This is a genomic window from Pseudomonas sp. SC3(2021) (genome assembly GCF_019856535.1).
In the GTDB taxonomy this organism is placed as follows: Bacteria; Pseudomonadota; Gammaproteobacteria; order Pseudomonadales; family Pseudomonadaceae; genus Aquipseudomonas; species Aquipseudomonas monsensis.
This window is the reverse complement of the sequence record NZ_CP082236.1, coordinates 1,500,636-1,517,239: the sequence shown is the minus strand read 5'-3', so window position 1 is coordinate 1,517,239 and position 16,604 is coordinate 1,500,636. Positions and strand designations below refer to the sequence as shown.

The following is a 16,604-nucleotide window of genomic DNA, read 5'->3' as shown; positions in this document are numbered from 1 at the left end:
AACCTGTGGGAGCTGGCTTGCCAGCGATGGCGTCCGATAAATCGCCGCATTACGCCCAAAAGTGACACTAATCGTCACTCACCATCCAGTCCATTCCTCACCATCCGCCATATCGTTATTCATTAACGGTATTTAATTTCCAGTTCTTATAGCTTTAAAGTCATCCACCTGCGTACCTGCCGACCAATCGGCGCGCCGCACGACCTGAACCAACACGCAATCCAGCGTGAGTGTCTGATCGACGAGCGCGCCCGTGAGCGCGTCGTGCGTGGGAGATTGAAAGATGTCCGCAGCTACTGCCACCCCAAGCGCCGCGACTGCCGCGCCGCAAACCTTCGAGATTCGTCCGTTCAGCGGTGCCGTCGGTGCCGAAATCATCGGCCTGGACCTGACCCGCCCGGTCAACGACCAGGACTTCGCCCGCATTCACCGCGCGCATCTGGATCACCACGTTGTGGTGTTCCGCGACCAGCGCATCACCCCGCAACAGCAGATCGACTTCAGCCGCCGTTTCGGCGTGTTGCAGATCCACGTGCTCAAGCAGTTCCTGCTGGCGGATCACCCGGAAATCCTCATCGTTTCCAACATCGTCGAAAACGGCCAGAACATCGGCCTCGGCGATGCCGGCAAGTTCTGGCACTCCGACCTCTCCTATAAAGAGCTGCCGAGCCTTGGCTCGATGCTGCACGCGCAAGAACTGCCGTCCGAGGGCGGCGACACCTTGTTCGCCGACATGCACAAAGCCTGGGACCACCTGCCTGAAGCGCTGCGCAAAGCGGTCGCAGGTCGCTCGGCCGCGCACTCCTACACGGCGCGCTACAGCGAAACCAAATTCGAAGGTAACTGGCGTCCGACGCTGACCCCGGAGCAACTGGCCCAGGTCGCCGAAGTCGTGCACCCGATCGTCCGTACCCACCCGGAAAACGGCCGCAAGGCGCTGTTTGTCAGCGAAGGTTTCACCACGCGCATCGTCGGTTTGCCGGAAGACGAGAGCAAGCAGCTGCTCGCCGAGCTCTATGCCCACAGCGTGCTGCCGCAAAACATCTACCGCCACCAGTGGCAGCCCCACGACATGGTGTTCTGGGACAACCGTTCGCTGATCCACCTCGCCGCCGGCTGCCCCGCGCATCTGCGCCGCAAGCTGTATCGCACCACCATCCAGGGCGATGCGCCTTTCTGATTCGCCGGAGATTGATCAAATAATGAACGCTCCCTTGCAAGGCCACGCGGCCAGCAACCCGCTCGCCCGCAGCGAAGCGCTGCTGGCGGTCGATCATGTCAGCCTCGAATACCGCACGCCGCAACGCGTGGTGCGCGCCACTCACCAGGTCAGTTTCGAAATCGATCCGGCGGACCGCTTTGTGCTGCTTGGCCCGTCCGGTTGTGGCAAATCCACGTTGCTCAAAGCGGCCGCCGGTTTCATTGCGCCGAGTGAAGGCGAGATCCGCCTGCAAGGTCAGCGGATCGAGGGGCCGGGTCCGGACCGGATCGTGGTGTTTCAGGAATTCGATCAACTACCGCCGTGGAAAACCGTCAAACAGAACGTGATGTTTCCGCTGCTCGCCTCACGAACCTTGAACAAAAAAGCCGCCGAAGAACGTGCACTGCACTATCTGGAAAAGGTCGGACTGGCGGCGTTCGCCGATGCTTATCCACACACGTTGTCCGGCGGCATGAAGGCGCGGGTGGCGATTGCCCGGGCGCTGGCGATGCAGCCGAAAATCCTCTTGATGGACGAGCCGTTCGCCGCGCTGGATGCACTGACCCGGCGCAAGATGCAGGAAGAATTGCTGCTGCTCTGGGAAGAAGTGCGCTTCACCTTGCTGTTTGTCACGCACTCGATCGAAGAGGCACTGGTGGTCGGCAATCGCATCCTGCTGCTGTCACCCCACCCGGGGCGGGTGCGCGCTGAAGTGCACAGCCATCAATACGATCTGCGAAGCCTTGGCGGCGTGGCGTTTCAGGAATCGGCGCGGCGCATTCATCGCTTGCTGTTCGATGAAGGCCAGTCGCCGGAAACCGAGCGTGACCACGACTTCAACGACATTCGCATCGCTTATTGAGCGGCCAGGAGGACTACCCGATGAGCCATTCATCATCCGTGCGTGAAGAATTCGAAATTAAGTTGGAGCCGCTGACCGAAGTGCCGGTCGAGCGTGAGTTGTCCCTCGGCACGCAGCTGTGGCAACAGGGCTGGCTGCGTAAAGGCCTGATCCTGATTGTGCTCGCTGTTGTGTGGGAAGTGGTCGCGCGGATTCAGAACAATGACTTGATGCTGCCGAGTTTCCTGCAAACCAGCCATGCGCTGTTCGACGGCTTGCTCAGTGGCGAGTTGCTGGCCAAGGTGTGGATATCGCTGGTGGTGTTGCTCAAGGGTTATCTGATCGGCATCGTGCTGGCATTTGCCCTGACCACGTTGGCGGTATCGACGCAGTTGGGCCGTGATCTACTGAGCACGATGACCTCGATGTTCAATCCGTTGCCCGCGATTGCCTTATTGCCATTGGCGCTGCTGTGGTTTGGCCTGGGGCAGAACAGCCTGATCTTCGTGCTGGTGCATTCGGTGCTGTGGGCGCTCGCGCTGAACACCTATGCCGGGTTTCTCGGCGTTTCGGAAACTCTGCGCATGGCCGGGCGCAATTACGGTTTGAAGGGTTTGCGACTGGTGCTGTTTATTCTGATCCCGGCGGCGCTGCCGTCGATTCTTGCCGGGCTGAAAATTGGCTGGGCGTTTGCCTGGCGCACATTGATCGCGGCAGAACTGGTGTTTGGTGCGACCAGTGGCAAGGGTGGGTTGGGCTGGTACATCTTTCAGAATCGCAATGAGCTGTATACCGACAAGGTGTTTGCCGGGTTGGCGGTGGTGATTTTGATCGGGTTGCTCGTTGAGAATCTGGTTTTCGATACGCTGGAGCGGGTGACCGTTAAGCGGTGGGGGATGCAGCGGTAATTCTGTGGCGTTGCGGCTGGCCCTATCGCTGGCAACCCAGCTCCCACAGGTTTTGCGGTGGCCGTAGACTTTGTGAGCTCCCTCTAAATCAATGTGGGAGCTGGCTTGCCAGCGATGGCGTCCTGTCGGGCGCCTCCTTACTTAAACGATGTTTGCTAGCATTGCGCGCAGATCAATCCTGATCAGCCACGAGTGCTCTGTATGCAACTGCCGGACATGAACCTGCTGGTCGCCCTCGACGCCTTGCTCGACGAGGGCAGCGTGGTCGGTGCCGCGCGGCGGATGAACCTCAGCCCGGCGGCCATGAGCCGCACGCTGACGCGCATCCGCGAAGCCATCGGCGATCCGATCCTGGTGCGCGCCGGCCGTGGCCTGGTGCCCACACCCAAAGCCCTGGAATTACGCGATCAGGTGCGCGATGTGGTCGAACACGCCGCGCTGCTGTTCCGCTCGGCAGACGCCGTCGAACTGGGCACTCTGCGCCGCCGCTTCAGCATCCGCGCCAACGACTTTTTCGTCGGTGTGTACGGTGGAAAACTGTTCGACACCCTCGACCAGCAGGCCCCGCATTGCGAATTACGCTTTGTCCCGGAAGGCGACGGCGACGATGAAGCGTTGCGCGAAGGGCGGATCGACCTGAGTGTCAGCAATACCCGGCCGGTGACCCCGGAAGTCAAAGTGCAAAACCTGTTCTCCACGCATTTTGTCGGTCTGGTGCGTGAGGACCATCCTTTGCTCGACGGCGAAATCACCGCCGAGCGTTATGCCGGTTTCTCCCACATCAGCATGTCGCGTCGTGGCATTGCCCGTGGCCCGATTGATACCGCGCTGAACGCCTTGGGGCTGGAGCGGCGGGTGGCGGTGATCGCGCCGAGCTTCCATGCGGCGATGTTTGCCTTGCCTGATTCCGACCTGATCCTGCCGGTGCCCAAGGAAGCGCTGCTCAGCGTGCGCCGACTGGGTCTGAAGCTGCGCTCATTCGACCTGCCAGTCCCGTTGCCGACGCTGATGCTGACCCAGGCCTGGCACCCGCGCTTCGACAAGGACCCGGCGCACCGCTGGCTGCGCGAGACGCTCAAGGCCTGTTGCGACGAAACCTGGCTGGCCGCCCAGCCCTGATTCCGAAAACCACACAAACCCTGTAGGCGTGAGCCTGCTCGCGACAGCGGTGTATCAGTCGGCGAAAATATCGACCGAAACGGCGCAGGCTCGCTCCTACAGCGAAATAGTTGTGTCTGACGCACTTATATCCTGCCAATAAGTCAATTTTCGTCAGTAGTAAGCCCGACTAAGATGCTCCGGTATTTTTCCCTCCGGAGTGTGCATTCATGACTTCCCTGACGGCTCCGGCGCCCATCGCTGCGGCCAGTCCGGCGACGGCGGCCACGCCCCCGCTGTTCGGCGCGCGGATCATCACCGGTCTGGTCGGTGTGCTGCTGGCGGTGCTGGTCTCGGGTCTTAACGAGATGGTGACCAAAGTCGCGCTCGCCGATATCCGGGGCGCGCTGAACATTGGCTACGACGAAGGCACCTGGCTGGTCGCCTGCTACGCCGCGACCTCGGTGGCGGCGATGGCGTTCGCACCGTGGTGCTCGGTGACCTTTTCGCTGCGCCGTTTCACCCTCGGCGCGATCAGTCTGTTCACGTTGCTCGGCTTGTTGTGTCCGTTCGCCCCCAACTACGAAAGCCTGTTGTTGATGCGCACCTTGCAAGGGCTGGCCGGTGGCGCGTTGCCGCCGATGCTGATGACCGTGGCCCTGCGCTTTTTGCCGGCCAATTTCAAACTGTATGGCCTGGCCGGCTACGCGCTCACGGCGACATTCGGCCCGGGCCTCGGCACGCCGCTGGCCGGCTTATGGAGTGAATACGTCGGCTGGCAATGGACGTTCTGGCAAATCATCGTGCCGTGCCTGATTGCCATGGCCATGATCGCTTGGGGCATTCCGCAGGACCCGCTGCGCCTGGAGCGCCTTAAGACGTTCAACTGGAAGGGCCTGCTGCTAGGTTTTCCGGCGATCTGCATGCTGGTGATCGGCTTGCTCCAGGGCAACCGGCTGGACTGGTTCGAGTCGGACCTGATCTGCGGCTTGCTTGGCGCCGGCTCGCTGTTGCTGGTGGCGTTTCTGATCAACGAGTGGTCGCAGCCGATTCCGTTTTTCAAGCTGCAGATGCTCGGCATCCGCAACCTGTCGTTCGCACTGATGACCCTCGCCGGGGTGCTGGTGGTGTTGCAGGCCGTGGTGTTGATTCCGTCGAGCTATCTCGCGCAGGTACAAGGTTATCGCCCGGTGCAGACCGCGCCGATCATGCTGATCGCCGCCTTGCCGCAGTTGCTCGCGCTGCCGCTGGTGGCGGCGCTGTGCAACCTGCGCTGGGTCGATTGTCGCTGGGTGCTTGGCATCGGCTTGAGCCTGTTGACGCTGTCCTGCCTGGGCGGCTCGCTGCTGACCTCGGAGTGGATTCGCGACAACTTCTACGTCCTGCAGTGGTTGCAGATTTTCGGTCAGCCGATGTCGGTGCTGCCGCTGTTGATGTTGTCCACCGGCAGCATCCAGCCGCAGGACGGGCCGTTCGCCTCCGCGTGGTTCAACACGGTGAAAGGCCTGGCGGCGGTGGTCGCCACCGGTGTGATCGAAGCGCTGACCACGGCGCGACTGCATTTCCACTCGACCATGTTGATCGACAACCTTGGCAATTCGCCTCTGGCTGATCGCAGCGATCCGGGGCTCGCCCATCGCCTGCACGAACAGGCCGTGGTGCTGACTTCGTCCGACCTCTATGTGTGCATGGCGGGCGTCGCAGTGGCGCTGATCCTGCTGATTTTCTGGCTGCCGACGCGGATCTTCCCGCCGCGCGCACCGACCTGACGGCTGTACTGAAACAGAAGGTTTTTATGACGACTCAAGCAAAACAGAAACTCGCGGTGGCCGTGGCTGCCGCATTGGCGGTCGGCGTGCTGATGTATCTGGCGATGCCAGGCCTGTTCGGCAAACGTACTCAGCAGAACACCAATGATGCGTTCGTCTCTGCCGACTACACCCTGGTGGTGCCGCGCGTGGCCGGGTTCATCAAGGACGTGCTGGTGGAAGACAACCAGCAGGTCAAGGCCGGGCAGTTGCTGGCGTTGATCGATGACCGTGATTTGCGCGCCGCCGCCGAGGCCGCCGACGCACAGACCCTGGTCGCCCGCGCCCAATTGCAAAACGCCAGGGCGACGCTGGAACGGCAGACCTCGGTGATCGCCCAGGCCCAGGCCTCGGTGGTCTCGGCCAAGGCGCAAATGGCTTTCGCGCAGCAGGAACTCAATCGCTACAACCATCTGGCCGGTGTCGGCGCCGGCACGGTGCAGAACGCGCAACAGGCGCGTACGCGTATTGATCAGGCGAGCGCACGGCTCGATACCGCCAGCGCGAAACTGGCCGCCGAGCGCAAGCAGGTGGAGATTCTGACGGCGCAGCGCGATGCCGCCGAAGGCAGTTTGAAACATGCGCAGGCAGCGCTGGAAATTGCCAGTTTCGAACTCTCCTACACGCGCATCACCGCCCCGCAGGACGGCATGGTCGGGGAGCGCGCGGTGCGCGTTGGCGCCTATGTGACGCCGGGCAGCAAGTTGCTGGCAGTGGTGCCGTTGAAGCAGGCGTATGTGGTCGCCAACTTTCAGGAAACCCAACTGACCGACGTGCAGCCCGGGCAGGACGTGCAGGTGCGCGTCGACAGTCTTGGCGGCGAAGCGCTGAATGGACGCGTCGAGAGCATCGCGCCGGCCACCGGCGTGACCTTTGCGGCGGTTAAACCGGACAACGCCACGGGTAACTTCACCAAGGTCGTGCAGCGGATTCCAGTGAAAATCCTGCTGGAACCGGGCCAGCCATTGGCCGAGCGCTTGCGGGTGGGGATGTCGGTGGAGGCGAGCATTGATACACGCAGTTCGGCGCCGGCGGAGCGCGAGGTGACTCAGCGATGAATGTTGTTGAATCGGCTGGCGCCATCGCTGGCAAGCCAGCTCCCACAGGGATTGTGCAAGCTGTCCAGGATCCTCGCTTCAAACAGAGATCTCTGTGGGAGCAGGCTTGCCAGCAGCTCGGCTTGAGTGTCTTGCTCACAGTAAGCCTCAGCGCGTGCACCGTCGGCCCGGACTTCCACAAGCCCGAAGCCACACAAATCGCCGACTGGGCCAAACCCGCCAGATCCGCCCCCAGCCAGGCCGTCAGTGAACCGCTGACCGAACGCTGGTGGGACGTTTTCCATGATGCGCAGCTCTCGGCCCTCACGCAGCGGGCGATGAAGAGCAACCTCGACCTGCAACTGGCCAGCAGTCGCTTGCAACAAAGCCGCGCTGCCCGCCAGGTGATCACTGCGGATCGCTATCCGAACTCCGCCGCCACCGGCAGTTACGCACGCAAACGCAACAGCGGCGCAGGCTTGAGTGATCCGTCCGGGCACAACGGCGATTCCGCTTTCAACCTGTGGGACGCCGGTTTCTCCGCCGCCTGGGAACTGGATGTCTGGGGCCGCGTGCGCCGCGAAACCGAAGCCGCCGACGCCAGTCTCGAAGTCGCCGAAAACGACCGTCGCGGTGTGTTGCTGGCGGTCCTTGCCGACACCGCGCAGAACTACATCCAGCTGCGCGGCGTGCAGAACACTCGCGCGGTCACCGAGCAGAACCTCGATGTCGCCCGGCACAGCCTGAAACTCTCGCAACTGCGCCTGAACGATGGTGTGGCGACCGATCTGGACGTCGCCGAAGCCGCCGCGCAAGTCGCGGCCATCGAGTCGCGTCTGCCCGCGCTTGAACAGCGCCAGTCGCAACTGATCAATGCGATCAGCCTGTTGATCGGCGAACCGCCACAAGCCTTGGCCAAGACGTTATCCACAGACGCCGCCGTGCCGCAGTCGCCGCTGCAAGTCGCTATCGGCCTGCCGTCACAGCTTGCCGAACGTCGCCCGGACATCCGCCAGGCCGAAGCGCGCCTGCACGCGGCCACCGCCAACATCGGCGTGGCCAAGGGCGATTTCTATCCGCGTATCACCCTGTCCGGCAACGTCGGCTCGCAAGCCATGCAGCTGAGTGATTTCGGCTCCTGGGGCTCACGCGCGTTCGGCATCGGCCCGCAGTTCAGCCTGCCGCTGTTCGACGGCGGACGCCTGCGCGGCATGCTGCAACTGCGCGAAGCCCAACAACAGGAAGCGGCCATCGCCTACCAGCAAACCGTGCTGCGTGCCTGGCATGAAATCGACGATCAACTCACGGCTTACAACGCCAGCCAACGCCGCCGCGACAGCCTCGCCGAAGCCGTACGCCAGAACCAGATCGCCCTGCGCACCGCGCAACAGCAATACGTCGAAGGCGTGGTCGATTTCGTCAATGTCCTCACCGTGCAAGGTGCGTTGCTGGCGACGCAGGAGCAGTGGGTCGAGAGTTCGACCGGCGTTTCGCTGGCCATGGTCGGGTTGTACAAGGCGCTGGGTGGGGGATGGGAGTCGGTGTATCCGGCAGCAGTCGCTACCAATAATCCGGCTTGATCGCAGGTTTTTCAGGGGTGGGGACGCGAAGCGGGAACTGATGGAGAATACGCCGCACCTTATTCTTGGAGAGCTTTTGTCTACCGTCCCTTTCTTTTCTGCGCGAGCGAAAGCGTCTGTACGTTTCGCAGGACAAGGGCGCAAGCCTGCGGCGTGAGAACAAACTCAAGCCGGTCTGCTCTTTTGCAGCATCACATTTCAGAGCAATGCTGGCCTTTTGCTTGACGCTAACCTCTGCTGTCGTAGACTCCGCACATCCGACAGGGAGTAGCGGTTATGCGGCGTTTTCGTGGTTGGGTTGTGGGATTGACCTTGGTGGCGTGTGCAGTTCAGGCGCAAACGCCCGGTGCAGGCGATCCGCTGTTGGATAACGGAGCGCCTGCGCAGGCTTCCGGCAGTGAGGCGCGCGGTGTGTTGCGCGCACGGGATCAGGCCGTGCTGGCCAGCGAATTGTCCGGGCGGATTGTCGAGTTGCCGTTCAGCGAGGGTGAGTCGTTCAAAAAGGGCGACACGCTGGCACGTTTCGATTGCTCGGCCTATCAGGCGCAACTCAATGCGGCGCAGGCGGCCAGCCGTGGTGCCGGTGAAGAACTGGCGCATAACAGGCAACTGGCCGCACTCAATTCCGTCGGGCGTTTCGAAGTGGCGCGGGCCGAGGCCAAGGTCAGCGAGACCCAGGCGCAATCCCAGGTGTATCAGGTGCAGGTCAAACGCTGCAGCGTGATCGCGCCGTTCGACGGGCAGGTGGTCGAGCGCAAGGTGCAGCGCTTTGAGAGCGTGTCGGCCGGTGCGCCGCTGCTCGATGTGGTGGATAACCGCACCCTCGAAATTCATCTGCTGGTGCCGTCGCGCTGGATGGCGAAGCTCAAGCCCGGCCAGACCTTCAGTTTCGTGCCCGATGAAACCGGGCAGCCGATCGCTGCCACGGTCAAACGCCTTGGCGCGCGTATCGACGAAGGCAGTCAAACACTGTTGCTGGTAGCAACACTGCCGGAAGCGAAAGGCTTGTTGGCCGGCATGAGCGGCACCGCACGTTTCCCGGAGCTGAAGTGAACGCCCCGGTGAGCGGCGGCGCCGAACAGGTGTTCGCCCGCTTTCTCGACCTCGAACGCCAGACCCGCGCCGCTCACGATACCTCGCAACTGGCCTACAGCCTGGTCAATGACGGTCAGTCGCTGTTCGGCTTCCGTCATGCGGCACTGTTGATCGCCGGCAAAGTGCAGGCCGTGACCGGCGTCAGCGCCGTCGAGCCGAATGCGCCGTTCGTGGCATTTGTCGAACAGGCCGTGGCGCAGTTGTTCAAACAGGATGTGCTGAAGCAGGCACGGGTGATTGCTCCTGAACTGCTCAACGACAGCATTCAGGCTGACTGGCGCAGCCTGTCCGCCGCGCAAGTGTTCTGGTTGCCGCTGATTGATCGCGACGGACAAGTGTTCGGCGGGTTGTGGCTGGCCCGCGATGTGCCGTGGAATCCTTCCGAACAAGTCCTGCTGTCGCAACTCGGCGACACCTACAGTCATGCCTGGCTGGCGTTGCAACCGCGCAAGCCGTGGCGCCTGCGCTGGACGCGCAAGCGTCAGGTGGCGCTGCTCGCGGTGCTGCTGCTCGGTTTGCTGATCCCGGTGCGTCAATCGGTGCTGGCCCCGGCCGAAGTGGTGCCGCTGGGCGGCCGTGTGGTGGCGGCGCCGCTGGATGGGGTGATTGCCGAGTTTCTGGTCAAACCCAATCAGGCGGTGAAAACCGGCGACGTGCTGCTGCGTTTTGAAAGCACCACGCTCAAGGCCCAGGCCGATGTCGCCGAGCGCGCCTTGGGCGTGGCCGAAGCGGAGTTGAAATCCAATTCACAACGTTCGTTTGCCGATGCCGAGTCGAGCTCCAAGGTCGATTTGCTCGCCGCCCGTGCCGAGCAAAAACGTGCCGAGCGCGATTACGCCCGCGAGTTACTGGCGCGCAGCGAAGTGCGTGCCGAACGCGACGGGATTGCGGTGTTCGCCGATGCCGAGCGCCTGACCGGCAAGCCGGTGCAGACCGGTGAACGGCTGATGGAAATCGCCGACCCGAATCAGGCTGAACTGCGCATCGAACTGGCAGTGGGTGATGCGATTGCGCTGGCGCCGGGTGCTGAAGTCTCACTGTTTCTCGACAGCGATCCGCTCAAGCGCCATCTCGCCACGCTGGAGCGCTCGGCCTATGAGGCGCAGCCGACAGCGGGCGGGCAACTGGCGTATCGGCTCGACGCCAGTTTCGCTGACGCGCCACCGCGCATCGGCCTGCGCGGCACGGCAAAAATCTTTGGCGATCGTGCGCCGCTGGCCCTGTATCTGTTGCGCCGACCCCTGGCCGGATTGCGCCAGAGCGTGGGCCTGTAAATGAACCTGCCGAGCCTGCGTGCCGATCTGCAACTGTCGCCCGCGGCGCCGGCCCTGGACGGTTCACCGCGCTGGACCCTCGCCGATCCGGTGCGCGGTCGCTATTTCAAGCTCGGTACGGCGGCGATGCGTCTGTTGCGGCACTGGTCGCTGGGCGACGCCGAGCAAGTCTTGCGCGCAGCCAATCGCGAGCCGGGCCTGCCGCTGGACGGCGATGAGCTTGAGCAGTTGCTGGGGTTTCTCCGTGGGCACGATTTGATCAGCGCCATGGATGATCAGCAACGCGCCAGCTACCGGCTCAAGGCTCTGGCGCAGAAGCAGAGCCTGTGGCAAGTCCTGCTGCATCAATACCTGTTCTTCCGCATTCCGCTGTGGCGCCCCGATGCGTTTCTCAACCGTGCCTGGCCGTGGCTGGAGCGCTTCGGTCCGCGTTTGTTGCGCTACGGTTTGCCGGCGACCCTCGGCCTTGGGGTGTTTCTGGTGTCGCGGGACTGGCAGCGTTTTGTCGGCACCTTCCCGCACCTGTTCAGCCTCGGCGGTGCATTGGCGTTTGGCGTGGCCTTGTTCTTCGCCAAGCTGTGCCACGAATTCGGCCATGCGTTCATGGCCAAGCGCGCCGGGTGTCGGGTGCAGAGCATGGGCGTGGCGTTCATGGTGCTGCTGCCGATGTTTTACACCGATGTCAGTGATGCCTGGCGGGTCAATGACCGTCGCGCGCGCTTGCTGATCGGCGCTGGCGGGGTGCTCGCGGAACTGCTGCTGGCGTGTATCGCGCTGCTGGCCTGGTCGCTGTTGCCCGACGGCCCGGGACGCACGGCGGCGTTCATGCTCGCCAGCGCCACGTGGATCACCACGCTGGTGGTCAATCTCAATCCGTTCATGCGCTTTGATGGCTATTTTCTGCTCAGTGACCTGTGGGAGGTCGACAACCTTCAGGGCCGGGCCTTTGCCTTATGTCGCTGGCGTTTGCGCGAATTTTTGTTCGGTTATGGCGCGCCGGCGCCGGAGCCATGGTCGCCGAAGATGCAACGGCGTTTGCTGATCTGGGGGTATGGCTCGTGGCTGTGGCGTGCGGCGTTGTTTTTCGGGATCGCGCTGGCGGTCTATCACCTGTTCTTCAAGGTGTTGGGGATCTTCCTGATGCTGGTGGAACTGGTGTGGTTCATCTTCTTGCCGATCATGAGTGAGTGGCGCCAGTGGTGGAGCCGCCGCGAACAGGCGCACGGTCCACGGGTGCTGCTCAGCAGTCTCGCGGTGCTCGGGCTGTTGCTGGTGCTGATTGTGCCGTGGCGCAGTTCGGTGGAATTGCCGACGATGCTCGAGGCCGGGCGCGCCAGTGCCCTGCACGCACCGGCGTCGGCGCGGGTGAAATCGGTAAAGGTTGCAGACGGGCAAACGGTCGCCCAAGGCGATGTGCTGATCGAGCTCGAATCCCCGGATCTCGACTCGAAACTGGTCATCGTCCGCCGGGAAATCCAGATCCAGCAATTGCTCATGCGCCGTCAGGCCGGCCGCAGCGAAACCGCCGCCGACGCCAGTATCATCGAGCAGAAACTGGCGGAAGCGGTGGCGCAATATCGCGGTCTGAGCGCACAGCGTGAACGTCTGCTGTTGCGTGCCCCGCATGCCGGTCGTGTGCGTGATCTGCTGCCGAACCTGACGCCCGGGCGCTGGCTGTCGACCCATGATGCGCTGGCGCGAGTGGTTGAAGACGGCACACGGTTGCGCGGTTATCTGGCCGAATCCGAATTGTGGCGAGTCAAACCGGGAGCCAGCGGGCGCTTCATTGCAGACGATCCAATGCACCCGGCGCTCGCCGTGCAACTCAACGAAATCGACAGCAACGGCGTGGCCTATGTCGATCAGGAGGCGCTGACCTCCGATCACCACGGGCCGATCGCCGTGCGCCGCGATCAACAGCAACGCGCAGAACCGGTGCAGGCGCAGTACGGCGTGCGCCTGAGCGCTGTCGATGCGCCAGCGACGCCGGTGCAGCCATTGCGCGGCGTGGTGGTGGTGCAGGGCAACGGTGAGTCGTTGCTCGGTGTGGCGTGGCGCCGGATGGCGGCGCTGGGGGTCAGGGAAAGCGGTTTCTAACGGAGAGCACGATGGCGGACAACGCAGCAGTGGCGGCAGAAGGACTGGTGGTGCGACCTTCGCGGCCAACCGACGGGCCGTTTCTACAAAGCCTGTATCAGACCGCGCGGCCGGATCTGCAGTGGATCGACGGCGAGCCGGAACAGGTGCAGCAAGTGGTCGCCCAGCAGTTCCAGGTGCAGGAACAGGGCATGGGCGACAACTACCCCAACGCCATGCACTACGTGGTGGAAAAACTCGGCACGGCGATCGGTGCCCTCAGCACCGATTTCGGCCCCAACGAGATTCGCGTGCTGTACCTGGCCTTCGTTCCGCAGGCCCGCGGCCAGGGTTTTGGCCGCGCTGTGCTGCAAGGCGTGCAGAAGGCTGCGCAACAGATCCGCTGCCCGGTGGCGACGGTGGTCTGGACCAGCAACCCGCATGCGCGCCGGCATTACCTGGCCCTGGGTTTCGCGGTGGAGCAAAGCAATCCTGCGGCGGAGCGGCTGGTCTGGTATCCGCAGGGCTAGGCCTGCACAAACCCTGTGGGAACGAGCCTGCTCGCGAAGACGACGATTCATCCAGCATCGTTGTTGGCTGACAGGACGCTTTCGCGAGCGGGCTCGCTCCTACAGGGGGCTGTGCAGTCAGTTGAAGGTGAGGTTGCGTTAGATGATCGAGTCGATATCGAGCGTATGCGGCGCGCCAATCGTATGCCCGTAAAGTGAGGTCAGCAGCGCGTCGTTGCTGGCGTTGTCCGGTGCCTGCGCCAGTTGTTCTTCCTTGAGGTTTTCCGGGTGCGCGCGCCAGCGTTGCACGCTTTCGGCGAGCAACTCCGGCTGTGCGGCGAACAGGCCATAGACGTCCGTGGCCCTGACCCGTTTATACCGCAGAGCGCTCAGGCGCGCATGGGTGGTCTCGATGCGGCTGACTTCGTGGCTGATCGCCTCGATCGTGCGCTCCTGAGTGCGCACGTAGGCCGCTGGCCGGGCCAGCAGATCATTGCGGGCGGCGCGTAATTGCCGGGTAATGCGCAGCAGCGCCTCGTCCACCCATTCGAACTCGCGGTCGGTGACCCGCGTGCGATTCGCTTCATGGGCCTGCTGCCAGCGGCGCAAGGCTGCCCAGCACGCCGGGACATAGCCGCCGACCATCGAGTGATGCCCGGCGTTGAAGATCTGCCGCAACAAGCCCGGACGATCCGGCAGGCCGTTTTTCTGCTGCAGCGCGACGGTGCACGCGGCGTGCTGGGTGATGGTGTCGCAGCCCGGCTCCCACAGGATCGAAGACACCTGCTGACGCCCGAACTCCACCGGCATGGCGTGATGCAGGGTGCCGTGGTGGGCATAGGCTTCCCCCGTCCAGTTGGTAATGCCCGCGACGAATACCGACAGACCGACCGGCACATTGGTAAACATCAGCGCCGCGCCAGCCCCGTAGACCCCGGTCTTGGTGTTCATCCAGCTGCCCGGCACGCTGGGCACCGGGTCGTTGTGGTTGACCATGCGGTAATGCACCAGCGGGGCGGCGGCTTTGATGAAGACGGTGTCGCCGGCGCGGGGGGCGCCGTAGGTGTAGAGCTGGATGTTGTAGTCTTCGGACCTGCGGCGCAGCATTTCCGCGAGCAGCAGGGTGATTGCACCGCCGAGGCTGTGGCCGCAGATGAGTAGTTTTTGGCCGGCGTAGAATCGGTCTAGATAGCTAATTGCGAAAGCTGCGGCTTTTTTTGCTGCTTGGTAGAAACCGCGGTGGACCTGACCCTCTCCTTCTTCGAACGGCACTTGTAATGCATCGGCATCGCGCAACCCGTCAGGAATGATCTCTAAGGTTCCACGCACTGCAATCAGGATCAGTTCGTCATTGTGAGTGATGAACGCCTGGGTGTCGGTCGCTTCTTTCCCGAGGAGTCTGTCGTCGAGAAAGTGGATCTTCTCTGGGTGCTCCTGATCCTCTCCAAGAGCCGGATCATTGACCTCATACAGCGCCGGATCGAACGGCACGATTTCCAGCCTTCTGGAGTACGCCACGTCTTCATACAGGGGGTAATAGGCTGTGCTTTGCGCGGCGTCGACGCGCCACAACTCGTCGGACTTGGCCAGGGCATCGGCGAACCAGTTGCCCACGCTGGGTTGTGTGGGGAAGGTCACCCAGGGTTCCTTGATCGGCGCGGTGGCGGGTTTCTGGCCAAAAGGGCAGTAACTCAGGGTGGCCATCAATGCCAGTTGGTAAAGGTTGAGTGCGCAGAACTCCGGCGCCGTCGACAGCATCGGGCGCAAGGCCCGCAATGCACGCACTTCCAGCACCGAGTGTTTGCGCGAGGCCAGGGCGATGCCGACCTGTGCATGCTTGCCCATGATCGCTGACAGGCCGCTGTTGGCGGGGTAGTGGCGATAGACCTCGGGCGGCAGATGAGCGACATGCCGGACCAGATGGCGCACTTCCACCTGGATGTATTCGTCGCCGTCCGGAACGGGTTGGTCGCGGTTACGGGTGGCGTCCGGATTGCGGTAACGGGTTTGTTCGGCGCGAACCTGGAGTTCGGTGATTTTCAGGGGGTAGTGGGGGCGTTCCATTACGCGTAGATAGACTTTTTCCTGACCCTCGTAAGCCTGTTCGAAACGCAACGCAATCGGGCCTGCGCAATAGTTGTCGACTTTGCCAACACCGTTGATATCAAGGTATCCATTGAATAGTTGGCCCTCCGAATCGACCGCAACATAGGCCAATCCTCCATAAGCTTCCCCAGAGCCAAACTCATCGACCAGTTGAAAACTGCTCCAGTTGCCTTGTGCCGGGCAGCTCAGCAGGCGGCTGTTGAGCGGTGATTGCAGGTCCTTATCAAGTGACGTCATGTGGAACATTCCTTATTCCGTGCAGCCGGGATAGATGGTGCAGATGCGGCCATCAACCATCTGGAAGGTGCTGAAATCGGTGTGGTTACCGAAGCAGAAGGCATCCTGATCTTCGAAGTTGTCGCCCAGGCAGCGCTTCCAGCCGTTAGGTACTTTGACCCAGGTCTTGCCGATGGCAGGCCTCTCTTCCGCCGCCAAATCGATCTTCATCCGCACGGTTTTGCCCGGCAGTTGGTCGAGGGTGTAGGCGGCAAACGGACGACCTCGTGCGAGCGCGCCAAGCTCATCGGTTTTTTTGCAGTCGAGGAGTTTTCGCAGGATGCGTGGCTTGCCAATGGTGCGAAACAGCCATTGGCATTGGCCAAAGAAAGTGCTTTCGCCAGATCGGTCAAAAATACCCTTGTACTTCGCCTCCAAGTTATCGCGAAGAGCAATAACGGCACTGTCACCACTGGAGTCTCTTCGGCTTTTGCCATATGCAGCCCTAATCTCAATATCAATCTTCCAGATCACCAACGGACACCCTTTGACCGTCCGGTGGAGCGCAATTTTTGAAACCGGCTCGTAGTGCTCACGCCACTTCAGGTTGTAGCCAACCGCAGTATTTCGCCCGTCCGGGACGGTGCAGGTTTCTCCTTTGGCGGGCACGTATTTGGCGATGGCTTCATAGGCGAATCCCGGCGGCAGATCTGCCGTGAAGGTGAAGCTGTCGGGCGGACTGCTCTTGCAGCCAACAATAAGAGCGAAGCAACTCCCCAGCACCGCCATGCATCGCAAGCGAGGCCCGGTGAGGTAGCTGTGCAACCCTTTTTCAAATGACGTCATGTGGAACAC

At 62.3% G+C, this 16,604-nt stretch carries 13 protein-coding genes; 11 read left to right on the top strand and 2 right to left on the bottom strand.

Annotated elements, in window-relative coordinates:
- The first annotated feature begins 283 nt into the window (after positions 1–283).
- From K5Y35_RS06655 to K5Y35_RS06605, 11 genes are all read left to right on the top strand, one after another.
- The gene (locus tag K5Y35_RS06655; protein ID WP_123470344.1) at positions 284–1,180 is read left to right on the top strand and encodes a TauD/TfdA dioxygenase family protein; all 897 of its coding nucleotides are present in this window, start codon (positions 284–286) and stop codon (positions 1,178–1,180) included.
- Between the two features lie 22 nt (positions 1,181–1,202).
- Complete coding sequence (locus tag K5Y35_RS06650) at positions 1,203–2,063, top strand: ABC transporter ATP-binding protein (RefSeq protein WP_222833940.1); 861 nt, start codon at positions 1,203–1,205, stop codon at positions 2,061–2,063.
- A gap of 20 nt (positions 2,064–2,083) precedes the next feature.
- Positions 2,084–2,950 (top strand): ABC transporter permease, encoded by an 867-nt coding sequence (locus tag K5Y35_RS06645; protein ID WP_128615455.1) that lies wholly within the window; start codon positions 2,084–2,086, stop codon positions 2,948–2,950.
- Positions 2,951–3,151: 201 nt separating this feature from the next.
- Entirely contained in the window at positions 3,152–4,069 is a 918-nt protein-coding gene (locus K5Y35_RS06640; protein WP_222833939.1) for a LysR family transcriptional regulator, read from the top strand.
- Positions 4,070–4,278: 209 nt separating this feature from the next.
- Complete coding sequence (locus K5Y35_RS06635; protein WP_222833938.1) at positions 4,279–5,817, top strand: MFS transporter; 1,539 nt, start codon at positions 4,279–4,281, stop codon at positions 5,815–5,817.
- Between the two features lie 26 nt (positions 5,818–5,843).
- Complete coding sequence (locus tag K5Y35_RS06630) at positions 5,844–6,914, top strand: HlyD family secretion protein (RefSeq protein ID WP_222833937.1); 1,071 nt, start codon at positions 5,844–5,846, stop codon at positions 6,912–6,914.
- Entirely contained in the window at positions 6,911–8,473 is a 1,563-nt protein-coding gene (locus K5Y35_RS06625; protein ID WP_222833936.1) for an efflux transporter outer membrane subunit, read from the top strand. The genes K5Y35_RS06630 and K5Y35_RS06625 overlap by 4 nt, the downstream gene beginning before the upstream one ends.
- Before the next feature lie 276 nt (positions 8,474–8,749).
- Positions 8,750–9,526: an efflux RND transporter periplasmic adaptor subunit gene (locus tag K5Y35_RS06620; protein ID WP_222833935.1), complete on the top strand. Its 777-nt coding sequence runs from the start codon at positions 8,750–8,752 to the stop codon at positions 9,524–9,526.
- Positions 9,523–10,842, top strand: coding sequence for an efflux RND transporter periplasmic adaptor subunit (locus K5Y35_RS06615; protein ID WP_222833934.1), 1,320 nt, complete (start codon positions 9,523–9,525; stop codon positions 10,840–10,842). The genes K5Y35_RS06620 and K5Y35_RS06615 overlap by 4 nt, the downstream gene beginning before the upstream one ends.
- Complete coding sequence (locus K5Y35_RS06610; RefSeq protein WP_186748083.1) at positions 10,843–12,939, top strand: efflux RND transporter periplasmic adaptor subunit; 2,097 nt, start codon at positions 10,843–10,845, stop codon at positions 12,937–12,939.
- Positions 12,940–12,950: 11 nt separating this feature from the next.
- Positions 12,951–13,448: a GNAT family N-acetyltransferase gene (locus K5Y35_RS06605; RefSeq protein ID WP_123470361.1), complete on the top strand. Its 498-nt coding sequence runs from the start codon at positions 12,951–12,953 to the stop codon at positions 13,446–13,448.
- A gap of 138 nt (positions 13,449–13,586) precedes the next feature.
- Here the strand turns inward: K5Y35_RS06605 and K5Y35_RS06600 are convergent, their stop codons facing one another.
- Together K5Y35_RS06600 and K5Y35_RS06595 are read right to left on the bottom strand one after the other, a co-directional pair.
- Complete coding sequence (locus K5Y35_RS06600) at positions 13,587–15,770, bottom strand: lipase family protein (protein ID WP_222833933.1); 2,184 nt, start codon at positions 15,768–15,770, stop codon at positions 13,587–13,589.
- 12 nt (positions 15,771–15,782) lie between these two features.
- Positions 15,783–16,595, bottom strand: a complete 813-nt coding sequence (locus tag K5Y35_RS06595) for a hypothetical protein (RefSeq protein WP_410055913.1) — start codon at positions 16,593–16,595, stop codon at positions 15,783–15,785.
- Positions 16,596–16,604 lie beyond the last annotated feature (9 nt).

Excerpts from the sequence above, each read along its gene's own strand:
- K5Y35_RS06655 (WP_123470344.1), top strand. The coding sequence starts at position 284 with ATGTCCGCAGCTACTGCCACCCCAAGCGCCGCGACTGCCGCGCCGCAA.
- K5Y35_RS06650 (WP_222833940.1), top strand. The coding sequence starts at position 1,203 with ATGAACGCTCCCTTGCAAGGCCACGCGGCCAGCAACCCGCTCGCCCGC.
- K5Y35_RS06645 (WP_128615455.1), top strand. The coding sequence starts at position 2,084 with ATGAGCCATTCATCATCCGTGCGTGAAGAATTCGAAATTAAGTTGGAG.
- K5Y35_RS06640 (WP_222833939.1), top strand. The coding sequence starts at position 3,152 with ATGCAACTGCCGGACATGAACCTGCTGGTCGCCCTCGACGCCTTGCTC.
- K5Y35_RS06635 (WP_222833938.1), top strand. The coding sequence starts at position 4,279 with ATGACTTCCCTGACGGCTCCGGCGCCCATCGCTGCGGCCAGTCCGGCG.
- K5Y35_RS06630 (WP_222833937.1), top strand. The coding sequence starts at position 5,844 with ATGACGACTCAAGCAAAACAGAAACTCGCGGTGGCCGTGGCTGCCGCA.
- K5Y35_RS06625 (WP_222833936.1), top strand. The coding sequence starts at position 6,911 with ATGAATGTTGTTGAATCGGCTGGCGCCATCGCTGGCAAGCCAGCTCCC.
- K5Y35_RS06620 (WP_222833935.1), top strand. The coding sequence starts at position 8,750 with ATGCGGCGTTTTCGTGGTTGGGTTGTGGGATTGACCTTGGTGGCGTGT.
- K5Y35_RS06610 (WP_186748083.1), top strand. The coding sequence starts at position 10,843 with ATGAACCTGCCGAGCCTGCGTGCCGATCTGCAACTGTCGCCCGCGGCG.
- K5Y35_RS06605 (WP_123470361.1), top strand. The coding sequence starts at position 12,951 with ATGGCGGACAACGCAGCAGTGGCGGCAGAAGGACTGGTGGTGCGACCT.
- K5Y35_RS06600 (WP_222833933.1), bottom strand. The coding sequence starts at position 15,770 with ATGACGTCACTTGATAAGGACCTGCAATCACCGCTCAACAGCCGCCTG.
- K5Y35_RS06595 (WP_410055913.1), bottom strand. The coding sequence starts at position 16,595 with ATGACGTCATTTGAAAAAGGGTTGCACAGCTACCTCACCGGGCCTCGC.